Origin of the sequence: Coleofasciculus sp. D1-CHI-01, from assembly GCF_040218875.1 — a bacterium.
Lineage (GTDB): Bacteria > Cyanobacteriota > Cyanobacteriia > Cyanobacteriales > Coleofasciculaceae > Coleofasciculus.
Genome location: NZ_JAVJQP010000038.1, coordinates 11,309 through 31,523, shown reverse-complemented (window position 1 = coordinate 31,523; position 20,215 = coordinate 11,309). Strand labels below are relative to the sequence as shown.

Sequence of the window (20,215 nt, the reverse complement as noted above, 5' to 3'; positions counted from 1 at the left end):
ATTTACCTATATAAACCCGCCCCGCTCCCATCCCAGATGCGACAGGTTTATTATATTAGTAGGATATCCTAAATGTGAATTAAATCCACCCAGGGAAACCTGCGATCGCGTCTTTCCCTGTCATCTGGGTAGGGTTATTTTTTGCCCGATTGGGGTGGAGAGGGGGCGGGTTTAGATACGTTATTCCCAAAAACCGTTACGTTGGTTGTCAAACCCGCCCCTACAGGATTTACTGTGTCGGGTAAACGTGCGATCGCGCAACTGATGTGACTCACTATTTACCTATATAAACCCGCCCCGCTCCCATCCCAGATGTGACAGATTGATTATATTGGTAGGATATCCTAAATTTCGGTCAAACCACCTCTTCGATGGATAATGAAATACAATCCCCAAAAACACCATCGCCGTTCGATTCGCCTCAAGGGATATGATTATACCCAAACAGGTGCTTATTTTATCACCGTATGTACATGGCAGCGCCAATGTTTATTGGGTGAGGTAGTCAATGGGGAAATGCAACTGAGTCGCTATGGGGAAGCCGTCAACTTTAATTGGGATATCTTACCCAAACGTTACGACGGTGTGCAATTAGATGCTTTTATCATTATGCCCAATCATGTCCATGGGATTATTTTTTTACACGATAGCGGTTGGGAGGGGGCGGGTTTAGATAGGTTATTCCCAGAAACCGCTACGTTGGTTGTAAAACCCGCCCCTACAAAATCTACTACGTCGGCAAAATTCAACCATCAACCCTCGAAAATTTACGGATTACCAGAAATTGTTCGCGGGTTCAAAACCTTTTCATCTCGTCGCATTAATCAACTTCGTTCCCAATCGGGTATCTCTGTATGGCAACGGGGTTATTATGAACATATCATCCGCCACGAAGAATCATTAACCGCTATTCGTGACTATATCCTGAAAAATCCCTGGAATTGGCAAAACGATGATTTGCATCCTGAGAATCTCCAGAGTTGGGATGAATCTCGTCCTCTGGTATTTGAATCTCAGGGTAAATATCAGACTCAGGTTATTGTCAGATAAACGTGCGATCGCTTATGTTATATACTCCTCTACATGGGATTATTTTTGGCACGATTAGGTGGAGAGGAGGGCGGGTTTAGATAGGTTATTCCCAAAAACCGTTACGTTGTTGGTAAAACCCGCCCCTACAGAATTTGCTGTGTCGGGTAAATGTGCGATCGCGTCTTTTCCTGTTGAACGATTTTGCTCCGGATGAGTAGCTAGTTACCTCGAATCCTAAAGGTACAAACATCTACCCAAAGCAATCAGCGTTCAACTATGACTCGTATTCACCCCTATTTTATCCCCGCGATCGCAGGACTGATTATTGCTGGTGTTGGTGGCTGGGGTTGGCTGGCTGCAAATAGTAAAGGAATTCCTGACAACCCTGTCGAAACGTCTTCTCCGTCATCCTCTCCTCCACAAGCCAATCCTGACTCAACCACCTCACTTATCGCCCAACCAGATTCGTCTATTGTCCCAGAGGTGAATCCAGCCTCGACTCCTCAACCCACTGATACTGTCAAAACCATAACCCTGAATATTTATCGCACTGACAGTCAATGTGAAACCCTTATCCCTAAACCCGTTGCTGTTGCAGCAGAAACTCCGGTAACGGCGTCTGTGGGAAACGTTGTCGCCCAAGTGAGTTCGGGGGATTTGGATTTAGCGGGTTATCGCGTAAATCTCAATAATGGTATCGCTACCATCGATTTGCGCTTATCTCCAGATTCCCAGCGTCAATTTGTCTCCCTCTCGATATGCGAACAATTGGCATTATTTGGTGGTATCCGCAAAACCTTGGTAGAAAACCCGCGACTAAATATTCAAGATGTTCGCTTTACAGATAAAGGACAAGACATTGTTTTTTAAGGGTCATTTGTCATTTGTCATTGGTCATTTGTCATTCGTTATTGGTCATTTGTTGAAGATGACTTGCACTTTAATCGGGGCGGGTTTAGTTATATCAGGGTGACAACCAAATGTTAATGGTAAAACCCGCCCCTACAACAGACGTTCCAATTGCTACCCCATCTCCCCCATCTTCCCCATCTTCCCCAGCTTCCCCAGCTTCCCCATCTTCCCCATCTCCCCCAACTTCCCCAACCCCTCCACCCCTCATCCGGCGTCAATCGCTACAATCTAAAAGAATATGAGCTTAAGATTACCGTAATTGCCATGATTCCTACAGTTATCGAACAATCGGGTCGCGGTGAACGCGCCTTTGACATCTACTCTCGTCTGCTGCGGGAACGGATCGTTTTTCTGGGACAACAGGTTGATTCAGATTTGGCTAACCTAATCGTGGCTCAACTCTTGTTCCTCGAAGCCGATGACCCCGAAAAAGACATATACCTCTATATCAACTCCCCAGGCGGTTCTGTAACCGCAGGAATGGGGATTTACGATACCATGAATCAAATCCGTCCCGATGTCTGCACCATCTGTGTGGGTTTGGCGGCGAGTATGGGTGCATTTCTGCTGAGTGCTGGAGCGAAGGGTAAACGGATGAGCTTACCTCATTCCAGAATTATGATTCACCAGCCTTTAGGCGGCGCTCAAGGACAGGCGAGTGATATTGAAATTCAGGCAAAAGAAATCCTGTATCACAAACAACGGCTGAATCATCTTCTGGCTGAACATACCGATCAACCCCTAGATCGAATTGCTGAAGATACAGAACGGGACTTCTTTATGTCAGCCGAGGAAGCCAAGGACTACCGCTTAATTGATCAAGTGATTAATCGGCGTCCTTCCGCCGCCCGGACTCCCGCGACGGTGGGCTAGCCTAATTTAATGAAACCCGTCCCTACACATCGGTCGGGGCGGGTTTTGAACAAACGTTATCATCAATAAACCCGCCCCTACTTTCCTCAAATCTGATTAGTCGGGTGTCGGTTCTAATTCGAGATGATGCAAGAAGTCGAGTAACTCTTCATCGGTTAACAACTGACGCGATCGCTTACCATAAGTTTCGACGAGGTAATCTCGTCCCTGTTGATTCGTCCACCCTAGCCGTCTGAGTTCCACATTGGTTCGGGCAAGAATTTCGGAAAAGTCAATGGGTGTTTCGGATGTGGGTTGAGTCTGGATATCGGGTTCAGCTTCGTTTTGTGCAGGTGCAGGAGATGGGGGTGGTGTTGATTCTGGCTCTAACGACGATTGAGTGACTCCCACTGGGGTTGGTGTCTCTTCCTTCAACAGAGGTGTCTGTGATGCTGATACGTCTTCCGTTAAGGAGGGCGGTTCAACTGTCTCAGGAAACGTTACTGTCGGTTCAGGGGGTGGACTGGGTTTTGTCTCAGGTGGGGAAGGTGGTTCAACTGTCTCTGGGAGAGGTTCCGTCGGTTCAGGGGGTGGACTGGGTTTTGCCGATATTGGGTGGGTATCGATTGGACTAGGACTTGGAGTATCTTCAACCTCAGGTGTTGATACCATCCTTTTTGCCGCAAAAGTGGAAGCCGAGTTAGGAATCGACTCAGGGGATGAGGGAATCTTAGCAGCCGCCACTGACGTTTGGGTGTGGCGATGAGGTGGAGATGTTTCAGTGTCCGTAGAACTCTCCCGATCCACCGCTAAAACAGTTATCGCTCGAAGTCTTGCTTGGTCTTCTGCTAGTTCCACCGTTTGAGCCGCAGCTAGACCGGTTGATCGGGTTACGCCATCAATTTCCACACTGACGCGCACGATATACTGACCGTGATCGATGGCTAACAGATCACTGATCAGGCTCCCTTGAGGATAAGAAACTCGGAATTTATTCAATGTAGGATTCATAAAACTTGACTCAACGCGGTACATGGACAGGGTACATTTTGGACAGTTGGCATAGACAGCGACAGTCGTATTAGTACGATGAGAGCCTGTCTGCACAAACATGTAACATAATGTTACATAGACCCGAACCACAGTCCTGGGGCTTGGGAAACTCCCTAGGACAAGAAGGGGTAAGTGCAAGCTACCCTTTAATCAACGGCGATTTAGTACAAATTTACCAATTCTTGGCGTCTGTTGCACTTCGGCACATCAACAGACATTTAACGCCACAAATGCATAACTTTTGACAGTTGACTTCCAAGGTAGGGGCACGAGAATCTACAATAATGACATACTGTCCCAGTTGAGTGTAACTCACCTACTCCGGCAAGGAAGCCCCCATTGTAATCTGTGATTCAACGCGGGGAGGAATTGCCAGTCGGTTAAAGTTTGAATTATACTCATTTTCGTGAGTTTTGGATAAACGTGAAGCAAGTATTGACAATAGTTGTAAGACTTCAACCCACCGAAGAGCAACAAGGGCTGCTCATGGAAACGGCGGGAAGTTTTGCTGCCGCTTGTAACGCGATAAATGCCACAGTTAACCCAAAGCTAACGAATCGAGTTTGCCTGCATCGGGACGGGTATTGGTATGTGCATATACAACTCAAAAGTGAGCCGCCCAAACCGATTAAATCAAACATTGTGATTGGGGTAGACTTGGGACGCAGGGAGATAGCGAAAACCAGTACAGATAAAGGATGGGAGGGAAAGCAACTAAACAAGACCCGAGATAAATACACTAGAGTGAGAGCTTCTCTACAAAAGAAAGCAACCCAAGGCACAAGGACAACAAGGCGAAGATGCCGGACTGTCTTGAAACGGTTATCGGGGCGCGAGAGAAGATTTCAGAAATGGATAAACCACAATATCAGTAAATCAATCATAGAAGAAGCAAAGGCATTAAAGTCGGCGGTGGCGATTGAAGACTTAACCGGAATCCGGGAACGAACAAATGAAAAACCCAGGACAAAGAGCGAAAGAAGACGGTCAAATTCCTGGGCATTCTATCAGTTAAGGATATTCCTAGAGTACAAAGGAATAAAAGAAGGGATTGAGATGATCGCCATACCGCCAGCCTATACCAGCCAGACCTGTCATTGTTGCTTGCATATTGGACAGAGAACTAACAAGCAGTTTAAATGCACAAACTTGGTGTGTGGATGGCTAGGGGATGCGGACTTTAATGGAGCAAAAATGATTGAGTTATGGGGCTGTGCAGTAAACCAGCCTGGAGGCTCGGAACTATTGTCCTGTGCAATAGAACCAGGGCTACTAAAAGCCCATACCTGACGAGCCTAAGACCTACATGGTCTACGTTATGCCCAAGAGTTAAAGTTCCTACCTTGGGGTGTGTGCCAGCCCTGAGCTGCTAGAACTTCAGCATTAAACAGGTGTACAGGGTTAAGCCAGTGTGCTGGAGAAAGTACCGAGGCATAACATTGGCAAGGCAAACGTTACCCCAGTTAAATGGGAGCGCCCTTCACGTGAGCGTATTGCCACTAGGCAAATTCAAGTAAACGCCGGATCAAAGAAAAAGGATTGTTGGATGGAATTTTCAATCGCTACATTACTCTCCAATTTGACCGATGACAAGTCAGTCGCCCCCAAAGTTTTAGAGAAGAAACTGGGGTGTCAGGACTCCGAAAGTCTGAACAAACTCCAGATTGCTCTGGATGTGCTGGAGAAAGTGGGCATTTTGGAAAAAGAACGAGGTCGATATCGACGAGTCTATGAAGAAGATGTGGTCGAAGCCAAACTGCGCTGCTCCAGTAAAGGATTTTGCTTTGCCATTCAAGATGTTGAAGGCGCTGATGACATTTACATTCAAAAGAATCATCTAAGTAGCGCTTGGAATGGCGATCGCGTTTTGGTGAAAGTGACCAAAGAAGGGAGTCGTCGCCGTTCTCCAGAAGGACAGGTACGCTTGATTCTCGAACGAGTTAATCCCTCGGTACTTGCCCGAGTCAGACAGGCTGAAGATGGCAGTTATCACGCCGTCCCTCTGGATGACCGCCTGCTGTTTGAACTGAATTTACGACCCAATAGCGCCCCCCTAGAAGAGGCGGTGGAGCATCTGGTTCATGTGCAAGTTCTGCGCTATCCCCTGGGACAAAACCCCCCTCAAGGTAAAGTGGCTCGCATCTTAGGGAGTGATGCCGAAGACGCCGCTGATACGGATATTGTCTGTTGTAAACATGACCTACGCCGTCAGTTCCCCGATTCCGTACTGCCAGCGGTTGAAGCCTTACCCGACTCCCTCGGCAAAACAGACTTAAAAAAGCGCCTGGATCTGCGTAAATGGCTGACGATGACGATAGAAGACGAGTCAGGCTCCCCAGATAGCGCCATTGCCGAAAATGCCTTTACCCTAGAAAAAACCAAGACCGGAAATTGGCAGGTGGGCATCCATATCGCCGATGTCGCCCATTGGATACCCCTAGACTCACCCCTGGATAGAGAGGCACGAAAGCGAGGAACGGCTGTGTATTTGGGAGATACGGTTCTCCCCCTGCTGCCGGAAAAACTCCTATCTCAAGTGTCCCTGATTCCCGGTGAAGATCGCTTAACCCAGTCCGTGCTGCTCACGTTAACGGACTCTGGACAACTGGTTGAATTTGAAATTCAACCGAGTGTCATCCAAGTGGATCACCAACTCAGTTATGAACAGGCACAGGCGTTGTTGGGCGGACATGAAGAGAGCGAACCCGAACTCGCACCGATTGTAGACAAACTCAAGGAACTCTTCTTCAGCTTATCTCCAGCACTCAGAGCCGTGCGACAGCAACGGGGCGCGTTTGAATTGAATGGAACACTGCCCAAAGAAGCCATTGCGCGAGCCATTCCCCACAGTAAAGATGAAGGACGCCAAGGGGCGATCATGGTTTCGGGTTCTATGCCCTTGCGATCGCTCCTAGGAGAATTGATGGTACTGGCAAATCAAGTGGTAGCGTCCCATTTGCACGCCTTATCCTTGCCAGGGATTTATTGTGTTCATCCAACTCCCGATTTAGAACAACTGGAAGATTTACTCAAGTTAGCCAACAATTTGGGACTGGATGTCGAGCAATCCTTGGAGGAGGATGTCACGTCCCAAGATTATCAGCGATTGACCCAACTCTTGGCGAAATCAACGGCTGCTAAAGTTCTGAATCACTTACTTGAGGGAACCTTAAAACCGATCGCCTATAGTTCTAAGCCTGGATTACACTTTGGTTTAGCCTTGGATACCAGCTATTGCCATAGTATCTCCCCCGTATGGCGCTATGGAGATTTATTTGTCCAACGGGTCTTAGAATACACCTTTAGTGAAGGACGCGATCGCCGTACCACGCGGTCGAAAGATCGGGTGAATCTCCACCATAGTAGCGCCCATGGCAACATTAACTGGAATGTTTTACCCCCTGACACTCAACAGGAGTTAGAAAGTCAATTAAGCACCTTGGTTCCCCATCTCAATGACCGGGAAAAACTCACCGAAGATGCCGAGATTGATTTAGAGGGCTTGAAAAAAGCCGAGCAAATGAAAGAACGCACAGGTCATGTCTTCAGTGGTTTGATTACAGGCGTGCAATCCTATGGCTTCTTTGTCGAAATTGAAGACTTGTTGGTGGAAGGATTGGTTCACGTCAGTTCCCTGAAAGATGACTGGTACGAATATCGCTCTCGTCATGCTTGTTTAGTCGGTCGGAAAAACCGCACGGCGTATCGATTGGGCGATCATGTCGAAGTTCAAGTCAAGAGTGTGGATTATTACCGTCAACAAATTGACTTGGTAACCGTTAGTGGTGGTAGTGTGGCAAGTAACGAAGATTTAGAAGATTAAATTTCTGGTCATTGGTCATTTTAACCGGGCAAAAGATAAAGGACTAATGGCAACGGACAACGGACAAAGGACGAATGACCAATGACTACCTGGTACACTCTTAATCTTGTCGATGTTCTCAAACAGCTTAATACCGATGCCGCCATCGGGTTAAGTGAGAACGAGACTCGTCAACGTCAGGACATCTACGGACTCAATGAGTTAACTGATCGCCCCCTGGAAAGTCCCTGGAAAATTCTCTGGGAGCAGTTTACCGCCACCGTTGTGGTGGTGTTGATTGTGGCGGCGGTAGTTTCGGCGGTATTGGGTGAATATAAGGACGCGATCGCGATTTTCGCCATTGTGGTATTTAATGCCATCCTCGGCTTTCGCCAAGAATACCAAGCCGAACGTGCGATCGCGGCGCTGAAAAAGCTGGCGGTTCCTACGGTTAAAGTGCGTCGCGATGGCATCCTGGAACAACTATCCGCTCGTGAACTGGTTCCAGGGGACATCGTTATCCTAGAATCTGGGAACTTAGTCCCGGCGGACTGTCGGCTGCTCGAAAGTAGCAACCTCCGCACCTCAGAAGCCTCCCTCACCGGGGAATCTGAACCCATTGATAAATTTGCCCAACGGATTGCCACGGCGAATCTACCTTTGGCAGAGCGACAGAATATGGCGTATATGGGTACAGTAATTAGTTATGGGCGGGCATTAGCGGTAGTCACCGACACAGGCATGAAGACGGAACTGGGTCAGATTGCCAAAGCAATTCAGGGGATAGAACGAGATGCTACCCCCCTCCAGCAACGGTTAGACCAACTGGGATGGGTATTAGCGATCGCGATTTTAATTTTAGTCCTGGTTATCTTTGGGTTGGGACTACTCCAGGGCGAATCAGTGCGCTTAATGTTCCTCATGGCAGTCAGTTTAGCCGTAGCGGCGATTCCCGAAGGATTACCCGCTGTCGTCACCATCGCCTTAGCTTTGGGCGCTCAACGGATGCTGAAACAACGAGCCTTGATTCGGAAATTACCCGCTGTAGAAACCTTGGGTTCAGTCACCACGATTTGTTCAGACAAAACCGGTACCCTCACCCAAAATCGGATGACGGTTACTCGTCTGGATATGATTGGGCATCAAATTGAGTTAACCATGCCAGAACTCGATGAGTTAATGATGCCCTCGGAGAAGAATGAACAGTCGAAGCGGTTAAAAGCAGAACCCACCGCCGCCTTGCTACTCACGGCTGCTACTTTGTGTAATGATGCGATCGCAGAGTTTCATCTGGAGCAATCCAACCCCATTCAGGTTCTCGGAGATCCCACAGAAACCGCTCTGATTGTTGCCGCCACCCGTTTTGGTTTATGGAAAACGGATATAGAACATACCTTTGAGCGGATAACCGAGGTTCCTTTTGACGCTGAACGAAAGCGGATGACTACGGTTCACGAACTTCCCACCGCCAAAGACACACTTCCCGATGAGCTAAGTTGGCTTAAGCCTTGGGAATTACTCTTTGATCATACGCCTTATATTGCCTTTACCAAAGGTGCCGTTGATAGTCTTTTAGAGATTTCTAGCCAGATTTGGTTCAATGATCAGATTACCCCCTTAAACGATAGTTGGTATGAAAAAATTTCTCATGCCAACAACCAACTCGCTGAAAATGGAATCCGTGTCCTCGGTATCGCCGTTCGTCCTGTAGAATCTCACCTCCTCGCCACACTTCCCCTAGAACGAGACGAGGATATTCTCGAAAAAGACCTGATTTTTATCGGTATGATTGGCATGATCGATCCGCCGCGCCCGGAAGTCAAACAGGCGGTTCTAACGTGTCAAAAAGCCGGAATTCGCCCGATCATGATTACCGGCGATCACCCCTTAACCGCTCGCCATATTGCCTCAGAAGTGGGTATTTCTACCAATGGTTTAATGTTAACAGGTCAGGATCTCGCCAAACTGTCAGTATCAGAGTTAAGCGAAAGAGTCGATGAAGTGTCTGTTTATGCTAGAGTTTCGCCACAGAACAAATTAGAAATTATCCAAGCCCTGCAAAACCGGGGACATGTTGTAGCCATGACAGGGGATGGCGTCAACGATGCACCCGCTTTAAAAAAAGCCGAGATTGGTGTGGCAATGGGGTTGACGGGTACAGATGTGGCGAAAGAAGCCGCCGATATGGTGCTGTTAGATGATAACTTTGCCACGATTGTAGCAGCGACTCAAGAAGGACGAGTCATTTACGATAACGTCCGCAAGTTTATTAAATATACATTAACCGGGAATTGTGGTGAACTGTGGGTAATTATATTAGCGCCATTTTTAGGGATGCCTTTACCGCTGCTTCCCTTACAAATTCTCTGGATTAATTTATTAGCTGATGGATTGTTAGCCTTGGCATTAGGCGTCGAACCAGCGGAGCCGAATATCATGTCCCGTCCACCTCATAATCCCCAAGAGAGTGTCTTTAGTCGGGGAGTGGGTCGAGATATCGTTTGGATTGGGTTACTGCTGGGACTTGTTTTATTAGTTGTCGATTATCACTATTGGTTTACAGGTCAAGCGGCGTGGCAAACGATGGTATTTAGTATATTGGCATTTTCCCGCATCGGTTTAGCGCAAAGCATGAGATCGGAGCGAGAATCCATATTGACTTTAAATTTACTGTCCAATAAGCCTTTGTTAGGCGCGGTTATTTTAACCTTTTTATTACAACTGGCGGTGGTATATGTCCCCTTCTTACAGGATATTTTTAATACCACAGGGTTGTCACTGTATGATTTAGGTATCAGTCTCGCCATGAGTACGATTGTGATTTGGGCAATGGAGTTAGATAAAGGGTTGCGTCGATATAAAAAAGCTAAATCATGAATTCCCTGTTCCCTGAAAAATCAAACCAATTTGCCCACGAGATTACCCTATAAAGGAAACGTGTTTGCGCCTTCTGTAGGGGCGGGTTTGACTGCTAACTGATGCAACTCACTATTTAATTCGCTAAACCCGCCCCGATCGCATCCCAGACGAGAACAGATTTATGATGTTGGTAGGATGCCCTGAGTAGGCATAATTGTTTGGCACGATTGGGGTGGAGAGGGGGCGGGTTTAGATACGTTAATTCCTACAACCGTTACGTTTTTGCTAAAACCCGCCCCTACAGATTTAATTATCGATAAGCAGGTTTTATTTAATATAAAATTAAACAGATTTCAGATTACTTCCCTGCTTCCCCTTTTTCCGTAACGTCCACATCAAGCTTTTGGAATTCCCCCGCTTTAGGTACATCTGCTTTCATTTTCAGTTCACCTAACCCCCCTACATTCACACTAACTTCTAAGGATACATTTTCCGTGGGAATCTCTTTTTCAATAACCCGTTTGCTAGCAATTTGCATCACATTGACAGCGCGATCAACAGCCGTCGTTATCGCCTCCTCAGACAGATCTGATGCTTTATCTTGAGTAGCATTAACTACCTGTTCTTTAACCTGTTGTCCTTTTTCTTCCAGCGTATGAGTGACTTGGTTCACTACATTTTCCCCTTTCTCTTGAATGTTTTGCAAATCCATACCTATCTGTTTAGCTTAGTAAAACTATTGAGCCTAGTATAAGGCTTGTACTTCTGTTCTACCTCATCCTAGAGTTATAGTATCTGTCCGGCTATAATCCAGTGCGCCCTAGTACACCTTTACACCTTGGTAATATGGACAGCTTATCACTTGCCTTATCTAGGCGCTGAATTGTTGAATACGAATATGCCATGGAACAAGTGGAGTTAAAAAGCGTCTATATTTCCTGAATAGTTACTTAAAAAGTATTCTAGAATGCCAATAAAATTAAAAGCATCTAAATATATTATCTTTATGTTTGTCACCCTTGTCAGCTACACTATTTCCATGGTTAAATTGCCCCCCAGCATTGGAGAAGTCGAGGCAGAAAGGGTAGAGCAAAAAGAACAAACAAGTCAATCCAACCCAACCCAATTTATAGCTGACTCTATTAAAATTGCCCAAGGTTCGCCACCAGCAAGCCTAAACGCACCAACTATTCCCGAATCGGTTGAAATCGTTTCCGATGGCACACAACTGCAATGGGAATGGCAAGGAGAGATGTATAGCATTAACGTTAATGAGCTAAACGTGCGGCTGATGAATAGCGTCGATCCGGAAACCTACAATCCGGTTGAAAAACTCATGAGGGGTCAACGTTTCGTCAGAGATAGCATCAGCGTTGATCCCCAAACAGGTAACATTGCTGTTGGCGTAGTTCTCGATTATTTTGCCGCGACAAATTTTAGTGCCGTTTTCATTATCGATCCCCAACCGGGTGCTTACGCCATCTATCCAGTCCAAGTACCAGGTTCTCAACCTTTACCGGATGAATTTTCTACCTATTCGTTGGATACAATTGGCTATGTGAGGTTCTTGGATGGGGACTTATTAATCAAGCATGGAGATGCATCGGGTACGACAGCACTATTAGTGTTCAAACCAGCCAATACTCCAGCGATGGACTATGCAGGTTGTGTTGATCTAGAGATTGGCGAAAGCCGTAGCGTGTGTCCAAAAAATTAATAGAGACGGCGGCGAGGAGGAAGTCACAGCTACACAAATGTATGCGAAGCATTCCCGAAGGGTAGTCCGCCTGCGCGGACTCGGTTATAAAGGGGAATATGAAATTTGAAAGCCCATAACTCTCAAGACATTCACCCTGTAGGGGCGGGTTTAGCCGTTAAAAAGATGGGCTTACCGATAACATTTCAACAAAACCCGCCCTTGCCTAACCTTAAATTGAATGAATTAACTGTTCTTGAGTCACCCAAGTCCCATGAAACCCATAAGGAACACGTTGAGGCATCAAAACCCGCGCCACAGGTTCAGCCGTCAAGTCTTGAGCATTCAGCACCACCAGTTCAGAGGTGTCTGAATTCTCATCGTGGACTAACGTGACTAGCCAGCCATCATCTTCAGCCGTACCATTCGGACGTGGCGCAAATACCGCCTCACCGCCATAACGTCCCGCCCCATAGTTGTAAACTTGAGACGTGTCCTTGTCAAAATCATACTTAATCACACCCTCAAACAACGGCATCGGATTATCTGCCATTTTTGCCGTGTAACCATAGCGCATTTTGCGCCCCATTAGCTGTTCATTGATACGGGGGAAATCCGAGATGCGCTCATCTAATGGCTTTTCCTGTACTTTACCTGTGCGAAGATTAAACCGCCACTGATACAGCCGAGCTTTATCCGTCCCAGCTTCACCTCCAGTCTCTTCAGAAGAGGTTAATACCGTCGTTGAATTCATCCGACAGGCAATCAGCACCACCTCATCCCCTTCCTGGTAGGCATTCAGGGTATGGAAAACAAAGCAGGACGGACTTTCAAACCAACGGATACTGCTATTATCACCGTGACGGGGAACAATACCAAATCGACTGGGACGTTCGGGTTTAAACTGAAGCATTGGTTCTCCCTGGGGGTTAAACACCATCGGCAGATCCATAAACAGGGTGTAATCTTGGGTAATGGCGAAATCGTGCATCATCACCGGTTCTGGCAAGTCAATTGGCACAGTACGCACCAACTCACCCGATCGCGAAACAATGCTGTAGGTTAAGAACGGTGGCTGCATGGGTGAGTAGCCAAAAAATATCATTTCGCCCGTGACTGGATCAATTTTGGGATGCGCCGTGAAGGGAGAGGCTAACTTGCCCTCGAACGTATAAGCACCAATCGTCTCTAACTCCGGAAGCTTAATCGCGTAGGGTTCCCCCCCTTCCCACAGCGCCAGAAAATGACCCGCGTGCCAGATAACAGAGGTATTCGCAACATTTTTAATCGAAGGTGGGGAATTCTCGTCCTTGGGAGGTTCCATTAACCCTGTCCAGATAGCATGACCCGCTTCTCGCTCTTTCTCAAACCCTGGAGTCCGGACATAGCGATCGCGGTAAGATGCTTTACCATTACTAATCTGCACCCCATGTAACATCCCATCGCCATCAAACCAGTGATAGTGACCAATAGGGGGAAACTGAGGATTCGGACCATTGCGGACAAACATCCCCGATAAATCGGCAGGAAGTTCACCAATGATGGTTAGTTCATCAGTAGTGATTTCGTCCTGTACTGGGGCAAAATTCCCCGCTAAAAAAGGATTGACGGCTGTTTTATTCATCCTGTTCACTTAAGTTGTTACCTACAATTGAGGGAAAAAATTCCCACTATCATTCATTGTGTCTTGCCAATCGAAACTTAAAAGGGCTGCTGAAGCAAGCACAAGCAAAAATGACAGTCTCTTTCCCCTGTTCCCTGTTCCCTACTTTGGATAAGGATTGCCATGCCTAAGTCTATGGATAGAAGAGTCTTTCTGCGAAAAAGTGTTAATTTACTGGGGTTCGTGGGATTGTCCCTAGTCGGTTGCAGTTCGGCGAATCACGATTCCACGTCCACAGACTCGCAAACCCCATCAGATACAACGACGATGAACCTGGAAAGTCAAGCCTTTGACGCCAACGAGATGATTCCTTCCCAGTACACTTGTGATGGAGAGGAGATTTCTCCTGAACTCCACTGGGATGCACCCCCCACAGGAACCCAGAGCCTGGCTTTAATTGTCGATGACCCCGATGCGCCTGGGCAAACCTTTGTGCACTGGGTTGTCTATGATATCCCCCCAGAAACTCGCCAGTTACCTCAAGGAATTCCGGCGCAAGAGCCACTACCGAAGGGCGGGACTCAAGGTAAGAATGATTTTGGTAATTTAGGGTACGGGGGTCCATGTCCTCCCAGTGGTATCCATCGCTACTTTTTTAAACTCTACGCCCTTGACCGCACACTGAAATTAGACGCAGGTGCAACCAAACAGCAGCTTCAAGCGGCGATGAGTGGTCATATTCTGGCAAATGGAGAACTGATTGGACGCTATGCACGTACTTAGGGTTTGCTGCACAACTCCAAAACCCTTATCTATCAAGGCTTTGAGTAGCATGGACATTGGCTCATTTTCAAGGACATAAGGTAAAACCCTTTCATACCCTTGCACCGCTATCAGGGAAAATGAATCATTGCTCCCCCAGCTCCCCCAGCTTCCCCAGCTTCCCCTGCTCCCTACCCCACCACAAGACTTATTCAGCAGACCCTACTTCATTAGCTTAAAGTTATGGGTTTTCTCTGTTACAATCCTCTTTGTTCAAAACTTTTGCTGGAAAACTGGCACTGAACCCTATCTATTTGCCTGGTGAGGATATCCTGATGTCTAGCTCTGGTTGGCGTAAACCAAACACATTACACTCAATCGCGACGAGAAGATTAGCTGTGTCCAAGCCGACTCTATTTCTGATGAGTAGCCTATTCGTCACTGGGCTGACGATAACCCTAACGCCTGTGGCGGGGGCTAGTCAACCCCAGCTATTTAGCCAGCTACAGCCGGAACAACAGCGGCTGCGTGAGTTACTCCGCCAAGGGCGAGACTTAGTGGATGCGGGAAATTATGCTCAGGCGATCGCAACCTATCAACAAGCGGCTAATCTAGATCGAGATAATGCCAAGATTTTCTCCGGAATCGGTTATCTCCAGGCGCGTCAGGGGAACTTCCGAGAAGCGGCTAGGGCGTATCAACAGGCAATTGCCCTGGAGCCGAATAATGCAGAATTTCAGTATGCTCTCGGTTACAGTTTAGCCAATGCCGAAGAGAATGCAGCAGCAGCAGAGGCTTATCGTCAAGCCCTCAGACTTGAACGTAATCATATTAACTCCTATTGGGGATTAGGCGTTGTCCTCCTGCGTCAAAAGGACTATGACGGAGCCATCCAAGTTTACCGCCAAGTCATCAGTCTTCAACCCAAGAATGCTCAGGCACACCAGTTACTCGGTACCGTTTTTCTCCAGCAGGGGCGTCCCCAAGAGGCGATTAAAGCACTCCAACAAGCCGAATCCTTAGCGCCTCTGGATAGTAATATTCAGCTTACATTGGGCATGGCTTGGTTAACTCAGGGTGATATCGACACCGCACTGAAGGTTTTTGACCGAGCGGCAAAATTAGAACCGAATAATAGTCAAGTTTATCTGCAAATTGGCAAAATCCTCCAAGCTCAAGAAGATTTTGTCGGTGCATTGAAAGCCTTTCAAAGAGCCGTGGCGGTTCAATCAGACTTAGTTGAAGCTCAAGCCGCTATTGGTGATATTTTACTCACCGAGGAAAATTACTTAGAAGCCATTGTCGCCTATCGACGCTTAATTGAAATTGCCCCCCAAGATGCCCAAGCCCACTATAATTTAGGATTAGCATTAAAAGGACGAGAGCGCATAGCAGAAGCGATTACCTCTGTGGAAAAAGCGCGTGATCTCTTCCGGCGTCAGGACAATCGCGATGGAGTCAAGAAAGCCGAATCATTGCTGCGAGATTTAAAGAAAGCGCGACGTTGAACTAAGTTTAATGTCACTGACTTAAGGCTGGTGGGCAATGCCCACCCTACTAGGCTGGCAAGCTTAATTTGATAGATTAGATTCGATTTGTAGTAAGCGATGCGGGTCACATATTCTGTTTGGTTTCCTGTCGTCAACCCAATCTACAACTTATTGCACTATTTTAGCTGTACTACGCTAGTAATAAGTGATGCAAGCGCTGATGGCGCTAAAGCGCAACTACAAACCTAGCTTAAGTGCATTGATATATTGTCTCGAGATTCCTGTACACGTTGCCAAACTTGATCGACTAAATCTGGACGATCTGCATCAAACCATTGAATGTCTGGATACGCCCGAAACCAAGTTCGCTGACGCTTGGCAAATTGTCGCGTATGCACAACTATTAACGCTTTTGCCTCAGATAAAGATATATCACCCGCTAAATAGTGTTTCATTTCCCGATACCCTAAGGTATCTAAAAGCGGCAAATCCCAGCCATATTTATCCACCAATGTTTTCACCTCTTCTATTAATCCGGCTGTCACCATCATTTCGGTGCGCTGGGTAATACGGCGGGTGAGGGCGTCAGCGTCTTGACATTGCAAACCAATTTGAAGAATGGGATAATTCGGCGGATTTTCCCCTTGCTGCTCGGATATGGGGCGTCCGGTGATGTAAAATACTTCTAATGCCCGTAATGTTCTCACTTGATCATGGGGATGAATTTTCTCAGCCGCAATGGGATCGACTTGTTGTAAAAATCTATAGCATTGAGTTTGACCCAAACCAGAAAGCTGCGATCGCAAGTTTTCATTGGGGGCGACTCTGGGAATCTTTAATCCCCGGACTATGGCTTTAATATACAAGCCCGTACCCCCCACCAGTAATAGGGGCGAATGGAGAGATGTCATCAATTCCTGGGCTTGTTCCTGATAGTCGGCTACGGTTAATGTTTCGGTGGGAGCGCAAATATCAATCAAGTAATGGGGGACTAACTGTCGTTCGGCGACTGAAGGTTTAGCTGTGCCAATATCAAACTCTCGGTAAACTTGACGGGAATCCGCGCTTAATATTACGGTATTTAATCGCTGCGCTAATTCTAACGCCAGCCCCGACTTTCCCGTCGCCGTCGCCCCACATATCACAATCAGTTGGGGATGTTTGTTATAGTTCATTGTTGATTGTTCATTGTTGATTGTTCATTGTTGATTGTTCATGGTTCATTGAAACAATTCTTCTCTCCCCTATCTCCCCCCTCTGCCTCTCTGCCTCTCTGCCTCTCTACCCCTCTGCCCCTCTGCCTCTCTACCCCTCTGCCCCTCCGCTCCCCTGCCCAATCCCAAGCAAGGTCTATCCCCTCTATAAATATCTCTTCAGACTACTCTGTAGCCGCCTGTAACCCTTTTGTGTTAAAATTTTCGAGTGTTTTGCCATTTTAAAGCATATAAACCGCTGAAAGCGTTTACTGGAGAATCCCTGATATGACAAGTAGTTACAGTGCCGATCAGATTCAAGTCTTAGAAGGTCTCGAAGCGGTACGCAGACGTCCGGGAATGTACATCGGAACTACCGGTCCACGGGGACTCCATCATCTAGTTTACGAGGTTGTAGACAATTCGATCGATGAGGCGCTGGCTGGCTATTGTACTCATATCGAAGTTGACTTCAACGCCGATGGTTCCGTTAGCGTTACCGACGATGGACGGGGTATTCCCACCGATACTCATTCTAAGACCGGCAAATCAGCATTGGAAACCGTAATGACGGTGCTGCACGCGGGCGGTAAGTTTGGCGGCGGTGGTTATAAAGTGTCGGGCGGATTGCACGGGGTTGGGGTTTCTGTCGTCAACGCCCTGTCAGAATGGGTAGACGTTACGGTTTGGCGAGAGAAACAGGTTCATACCCAGCGCTACGAACGCGGTATTGCCATGGGTGATTTGGCGGTTAAACCCAGTAAAGAAAACCGCACGGGAACCTCGGTGACGTTCAAACCCGACACGCAAATCTTTACCAATAGCATCGAGTTTGACTACAGTACGGTAGCAGGGCGACTGCGAGAACTCGCCTATTTGAATGGCGGCGTCAGGATTACGTTTACCGATCACCGCGTCTCTCCAGAACACAGCGACAGCTACCATTATGAGGGGGGTATCCAGGAATATGTGGCATACATGAATCGGCAGAAGGAACCCCTGCACCAAGAAATTATTTATGTTCAGGGTGAACGGAATAATGTGCAAGTGGAAGTGGCGCTGCAGTGGTGTGTGGATGCTTACAGTGATAACTTGTTGGGATTTGCCAACAATATCCGCACAATTGACGGTGGAACTCACCTAGAGGGATTAAAGACTGTTCTGACTCGGACATTAAACGCGATCGCACGGAAGCGGAATAAACTAAAAGAGAGTGAGTCTAACCTCGGCGGCGAGAATGTTCGCGAAGGATTAACTGGCGTCATTTCCGTCAAAGTCCCTGAACCAGAATTTGAAGGACAAACTAAAACCAAACTGGGGAATACCGAAGTCCGAGGTATCGTGGATTCCTTGGTGGGTGAAGTATTGACAGAGTATTTGGAATTTCGTCCCCAAGTCGCTGATTCTGTCTTAGAGAAAGCGATTCAAGCCTTTAAAGCCGCCGAAGCCGCACGTCGGGCGCGGGAGTTGGTACGGCGGAAGTCTGTCTTGGAGTCGTCTCCCCTACCGGGTAAGTTAGCCGATTGTAGTTCCAGAGATCCCGCAGAATCCGAAATCTTCATCGTTGAGGGGGATAGTGCAGGCGGTTGTTTTGATGGCGATACGCTGGTGGCTTTAGCCGATGGGCGTTCTCTCAGCTTCAAAGAAATTGTGGCGGAACAAGCGAAGGGGAAAGAGCATTTTTGCTACACGATTCGCCATGATGGAAAAATTGGGTTAGAACGGATTATCCACCCTCGGATCACAAAGGCGAATGCCCAAGTGATTCAGGTGACACTGGATAATGGAGAAACGCTGATTTGTACACCCGATCATCCCTTTATGGTACGAGATGGTAGCTATAAAGCCGCCGCCTTATTAACGCCAGAGGATTTCCTGATGTCCCTGAATGCCAAGCTATCAGAACGAAGCCGAGGGCAGAGGGTAGCAGAGATTGATGCGGCTGGCTTGGACACCCGCTTATCTGAAGTGGCGTTTTCTCGTGATGTCCAAGCCAGTGCAGTATATCCAACTGTAAGCGCGGTAGGGGCGCAAGGCTTGCGCCCTCCTCACCCTGAACAATCAAGCCAAGAATCATCAGTGGCTCTCCTGGTACGCGAGGAGTCTCCCTCTGTGAAAGACAATCATCGGGTTGTTGCTATCGAACGCCTAGAAAAACGGGTAGATGTTTACGATATTGAAGTTCCCCATACCCATAACTTTGCCCTAGCCAGTGGCGTTTTTGTTCACAATAGTGCCAAACAAGGACGCGATCGCCAATTTCAAGCGATTCTACCGCTGCGGGGTAAAATTCTCAATATTGAGAAAACTGATGATGCCAAAATTTACAAGAATACAGAAATTCAATCCCTGATTACCGCCCTGGGTTTGGGTATCAAAGGTGAGGAGTTTGACCCCTCGAATCTGCGCTACCACCGTGTCGTAATTATGACGGATGCTGATGTCGATGGCGCCCATATCCGCACGCTGTTACTGACATTTTTCTACCGCTATCAACGGGCATTAGTGGATCAGGGATATATCCATATTGCCTGTCCGCCATTGTATAAAGTAGAACGCGGACGGAATCATTACTACTGTTATAGCGATCGCGAACTCACGAACCTGGTTCAAAATGAGTTCCCCGCTAACGCCAATTACACGATCCAACGGTTTAAAGGGTTGGGTGAAATGATGCCAGTACAACTCTGGGATACCACCATGAATCCGGAAACGCGGACGATGAAGCGGGTGGAGATCGAAGATGCGGCTGAAGCCGATCGCATCTTTACCGTTCTCATGGGCGATCGGGTTGCACCTCGCCGGGAGTTCATAGAAACCTACGGTTCTCGACTGGATTTGACCGATCTGGATATCTAAATTCCTGGGTAGCAAGGTAAAGTCTATCCAACTAAGATCCCCGACTTCTTTAAGAAGTCGGGGATCTGTGTACCTAATTTTTACAACTGGCTTGAAAAAAAG

At 47.4% G+C, this 20,215-nt stretch carries 16 protein-coding genes; 11 read left to right on the top strand and 5 right to left on the bottom strand.

Annotation, left to right across the window (positions count from 1 at the left end):
• Positions 1-141 precede the first annotated feature (141 nt).
• The 3 genes from RIB93_RS07440 to RIB93_RS07430 all read left to right on the top strand — a co-directional run bounded on the left by RIB93_RS07440 (position 142) and on the right by RIB93_RS07430 (position 1,902).
• Entirely contained in the window at positions 142-270 is a 129-nt protein-coding gene (locus RIB93_RS07440) for a hypothetical protein (RefSeq protein ID WP_446371778.1), read from the top strand.
• Positions 271-378: 108 nt separating this feature from the next.
• A complete protein-coding gene (locus RIB93_RS07435; RefSeq protein ID WP_446371776.1) occupies positions 379-1,050 on the top strand; it encodes a transposase in 672 nt (223 codons plus the stop codon).
• A gap of 258 nt (positions 1,051-1,308) precedes the next feature.
• The gene (locus RIB93_RS07430; protein ID WP_446371774.1) at positions 1,309-1,902 is read left to right on the top strand and encodes a sporulation/spore germination protein; all 594 of its coding nucleotides are present in this window, start codon (positions 1,309-1,311) and stop codon (positions 1,900-1,902) included.
• 94 nt (positions 1,903-1,996) lie between these two features.
• Here RIB93_RS07430 and RIB93_RS07425 read toward each other — a convergent pair whose 3' ends face one another.
• The gene (locus RIB93_RS07425) at positions 1,997-2,152 is read right to left on the bottom strand and encodes a hypothetical protein (RefSeq protein WP_446371772.1); all 156 of its coding nucleotides are present in this window, start codon (positions 2,150-2,152) and stop codon (positions 1,997-1,999) included.
• 56 nt (positions 2,153-2,208) lie between these two features.
• Between RIB93_RS07425 and clpP the strand changes: the two genes are divergently transcribed.
• Positions 2,209-2,817, top strand: a complete 609-nt coding sequence (gene clpP, locus RIB93_RS07420) for an ATP-dependent Clp endopeptidase proteolytic subunit ClpP (RefSeq protein ID WP_446371770.1) — start codon at positions 2,209-2,211, stop codon at positions 2,815-2,817.
• 96 nt (positions 2,818-2,913) lie between these two features.
• On the opposite strand, the gene RIB93_RS07415 is transcribed toward clpP, so the two are convergent.
• Positions 2,914-3,807, bottom strand: coding sequence for a hypothetical protein (locus RIB93_RS07415; RefSeq protein ID WP_446371768.1), 894 nt, complete (start codon positions 3,805-3,807; stop codon positions 2,914-2,916).
• Positions 3,808-4,284: 477 nt separating this feature from the next.
• On the opposite strand from RIB93_RS07415, the gene RIB93_RS07410 reads away from it, so the two are divergent.
• The 3 genes from RIB93_RS07410 to RIB93_RS07400 all read left to right on the top strand — a co-directional run bounded on the left by RIB93_RS07410 (position 4,285) and on the right by RIB93_RS07400 (position 10,528).
• The gene (locus RIB93_RS07410) at positions 4,285-5,139 is read left to right on the top strand and encodes an RNA-guided endonuclease InsQ/TnpB family protein (protein WP_446371766.1); all 855 of its coding nucleotides are present in this window, start codon (positions 4,285-4,287) and stop codon (positions 5,137-5,139) included.
• 256 nt (positions 5,140-5,395) lie between these two features.
• Entirely contained in the window at positions 5,396-7,672 is a 2,277-nt protein-coding gene (locus tag RIB93_RS07405; protein WP_446371764.1) for a ribonuclease R family protein, read from the top strand.
• Positions 7,673-7,753: 81 nt separating this feature from the next.
• On the top strand, positions 7,754-10,528 hold the full coding sequence (locus tag RIB93_RS07400; RefSeq protein ID WP_446371762.1) for a cation-translocating P-type ATPase: 2,775 nt from the start codon (positions 7,754-7,756) through the stop codon (positions 10,526-10,528).
• 340 nt (positions 10,529-10,868) lie between these two features.
• Here the strand turns inward: RIB93_RS07400 and RIB93_RS07395 are convergent, their stop codons facing one another.
• The gene (locus RIB93_RS07395; protein ID WP_446371757.1) at positions 10,869-11,222 is read right to left on the bottom strand and encodes a hypothetical protein; all 354 of its coding nucleotides are present in this window, start codon (positions 11,220-11,222) and stop codon (positions 10,869-10,871) included.
• Between the two features lie 255 nt (positions 11,223-11,477).
• Here RIB93_RS07395 and RIB93_RS07390 point away from each other — a divergent pair, with 255 nt between their 5' ends.
• Positions 11,478-12,227 (top strand): hypothetical protein, encoded by a 750-nt coding sequence (locus tag RIB93_RS07390; protein WP_446371754.1) that lies wholly within the window; start codon positions 11,478-11,480, stop codon positions 12,225-12,227.
• 211 nt (positions 12,228-12,438) lie between these two features.
• Here the strand turns inward: RIB93_RS07390 and RIB93_RS07385 are convergent, their stop codons facing one another.
• Positions 12,439-13,830 carry a carotenoid oxygenase family protein gene (locus RIB93_RS07385; RefSeq protein ID WP_446371752.1) on the bottom strand — a complete coding sequence of 464 codons (1,392 nt, stop codon included), beginning with the start codon at positions 13,828-13,830 and terminating at the stop codon, positions 12,439-12,441.
• Positions 13,831-13,992: 162 nt separating this feature from the next.
• Here RIB93_RS07385 and RIB93_RS07380 point away from each other — a divergent pair, with 162 nt between their 5' ends.
• Together RIB93_RS07380 and RIB93_RS07375 are read left to right on the top strand one after the other, a co-directional pair.
• Positions 13,993-14,592: a YbhB/YbcL family Raf kinase inhibitor-like protein gene (locus RIB93_RS07380; RefSeq protein WP_446371750.1), complete on the top strand. Its 600-nt coding sequence runs from the start codon at positions 13,993-13,995 to the stop codon at positions 14,590-14,592.
• A 314-nt stretch (positions 14,593-14,906) separates the two neighbouring features.
• Entirely contained in the window at positions 14,907-16,079 is a 1,173-nt protein-coding gene (locus RIB93_RS07375) for a tetratricopeptide repeat protein (protein ID WP_446371748.1), read from the top strand.
• 227 nt (positions 16,080-16,306) lie between these two features.
• Here RIB93_RS07375 and miaA read toward each other — a convergent pair whose 3' ends face one another.
• Entirely contained in the window at positions 16,307-17,236 is a 930-nt protein-coding gene (miaA, locus tag RIB93_RS07370) for a tRNA (adenosine(37)-N6)-dimethylallyltransferase MiaA (RefSeq protein WP_446371746.1), read from the bottom strand.
• Between the two features lie 306 nt (positions 17,237-17,542).
• On the opposite strand from miaA, the gene gyrB reads away from it, so the two are divergent.
• Positions 17,543-20,113: a DNA topoisomerase (ATP-hydrolyzing) subunit B gene (gene gyrB / locus RIB93_RS07365; protein ID WP_446371744.1), complete on the top strand. Its 2,571-nt coding sequence runs from the start codon at positions 17,543-17,545 to the stop codon at positions 20,111-20,113.
• The last annotated feature ends 102 nt before the right edge of the window (positions 20,114-20,215 follow it).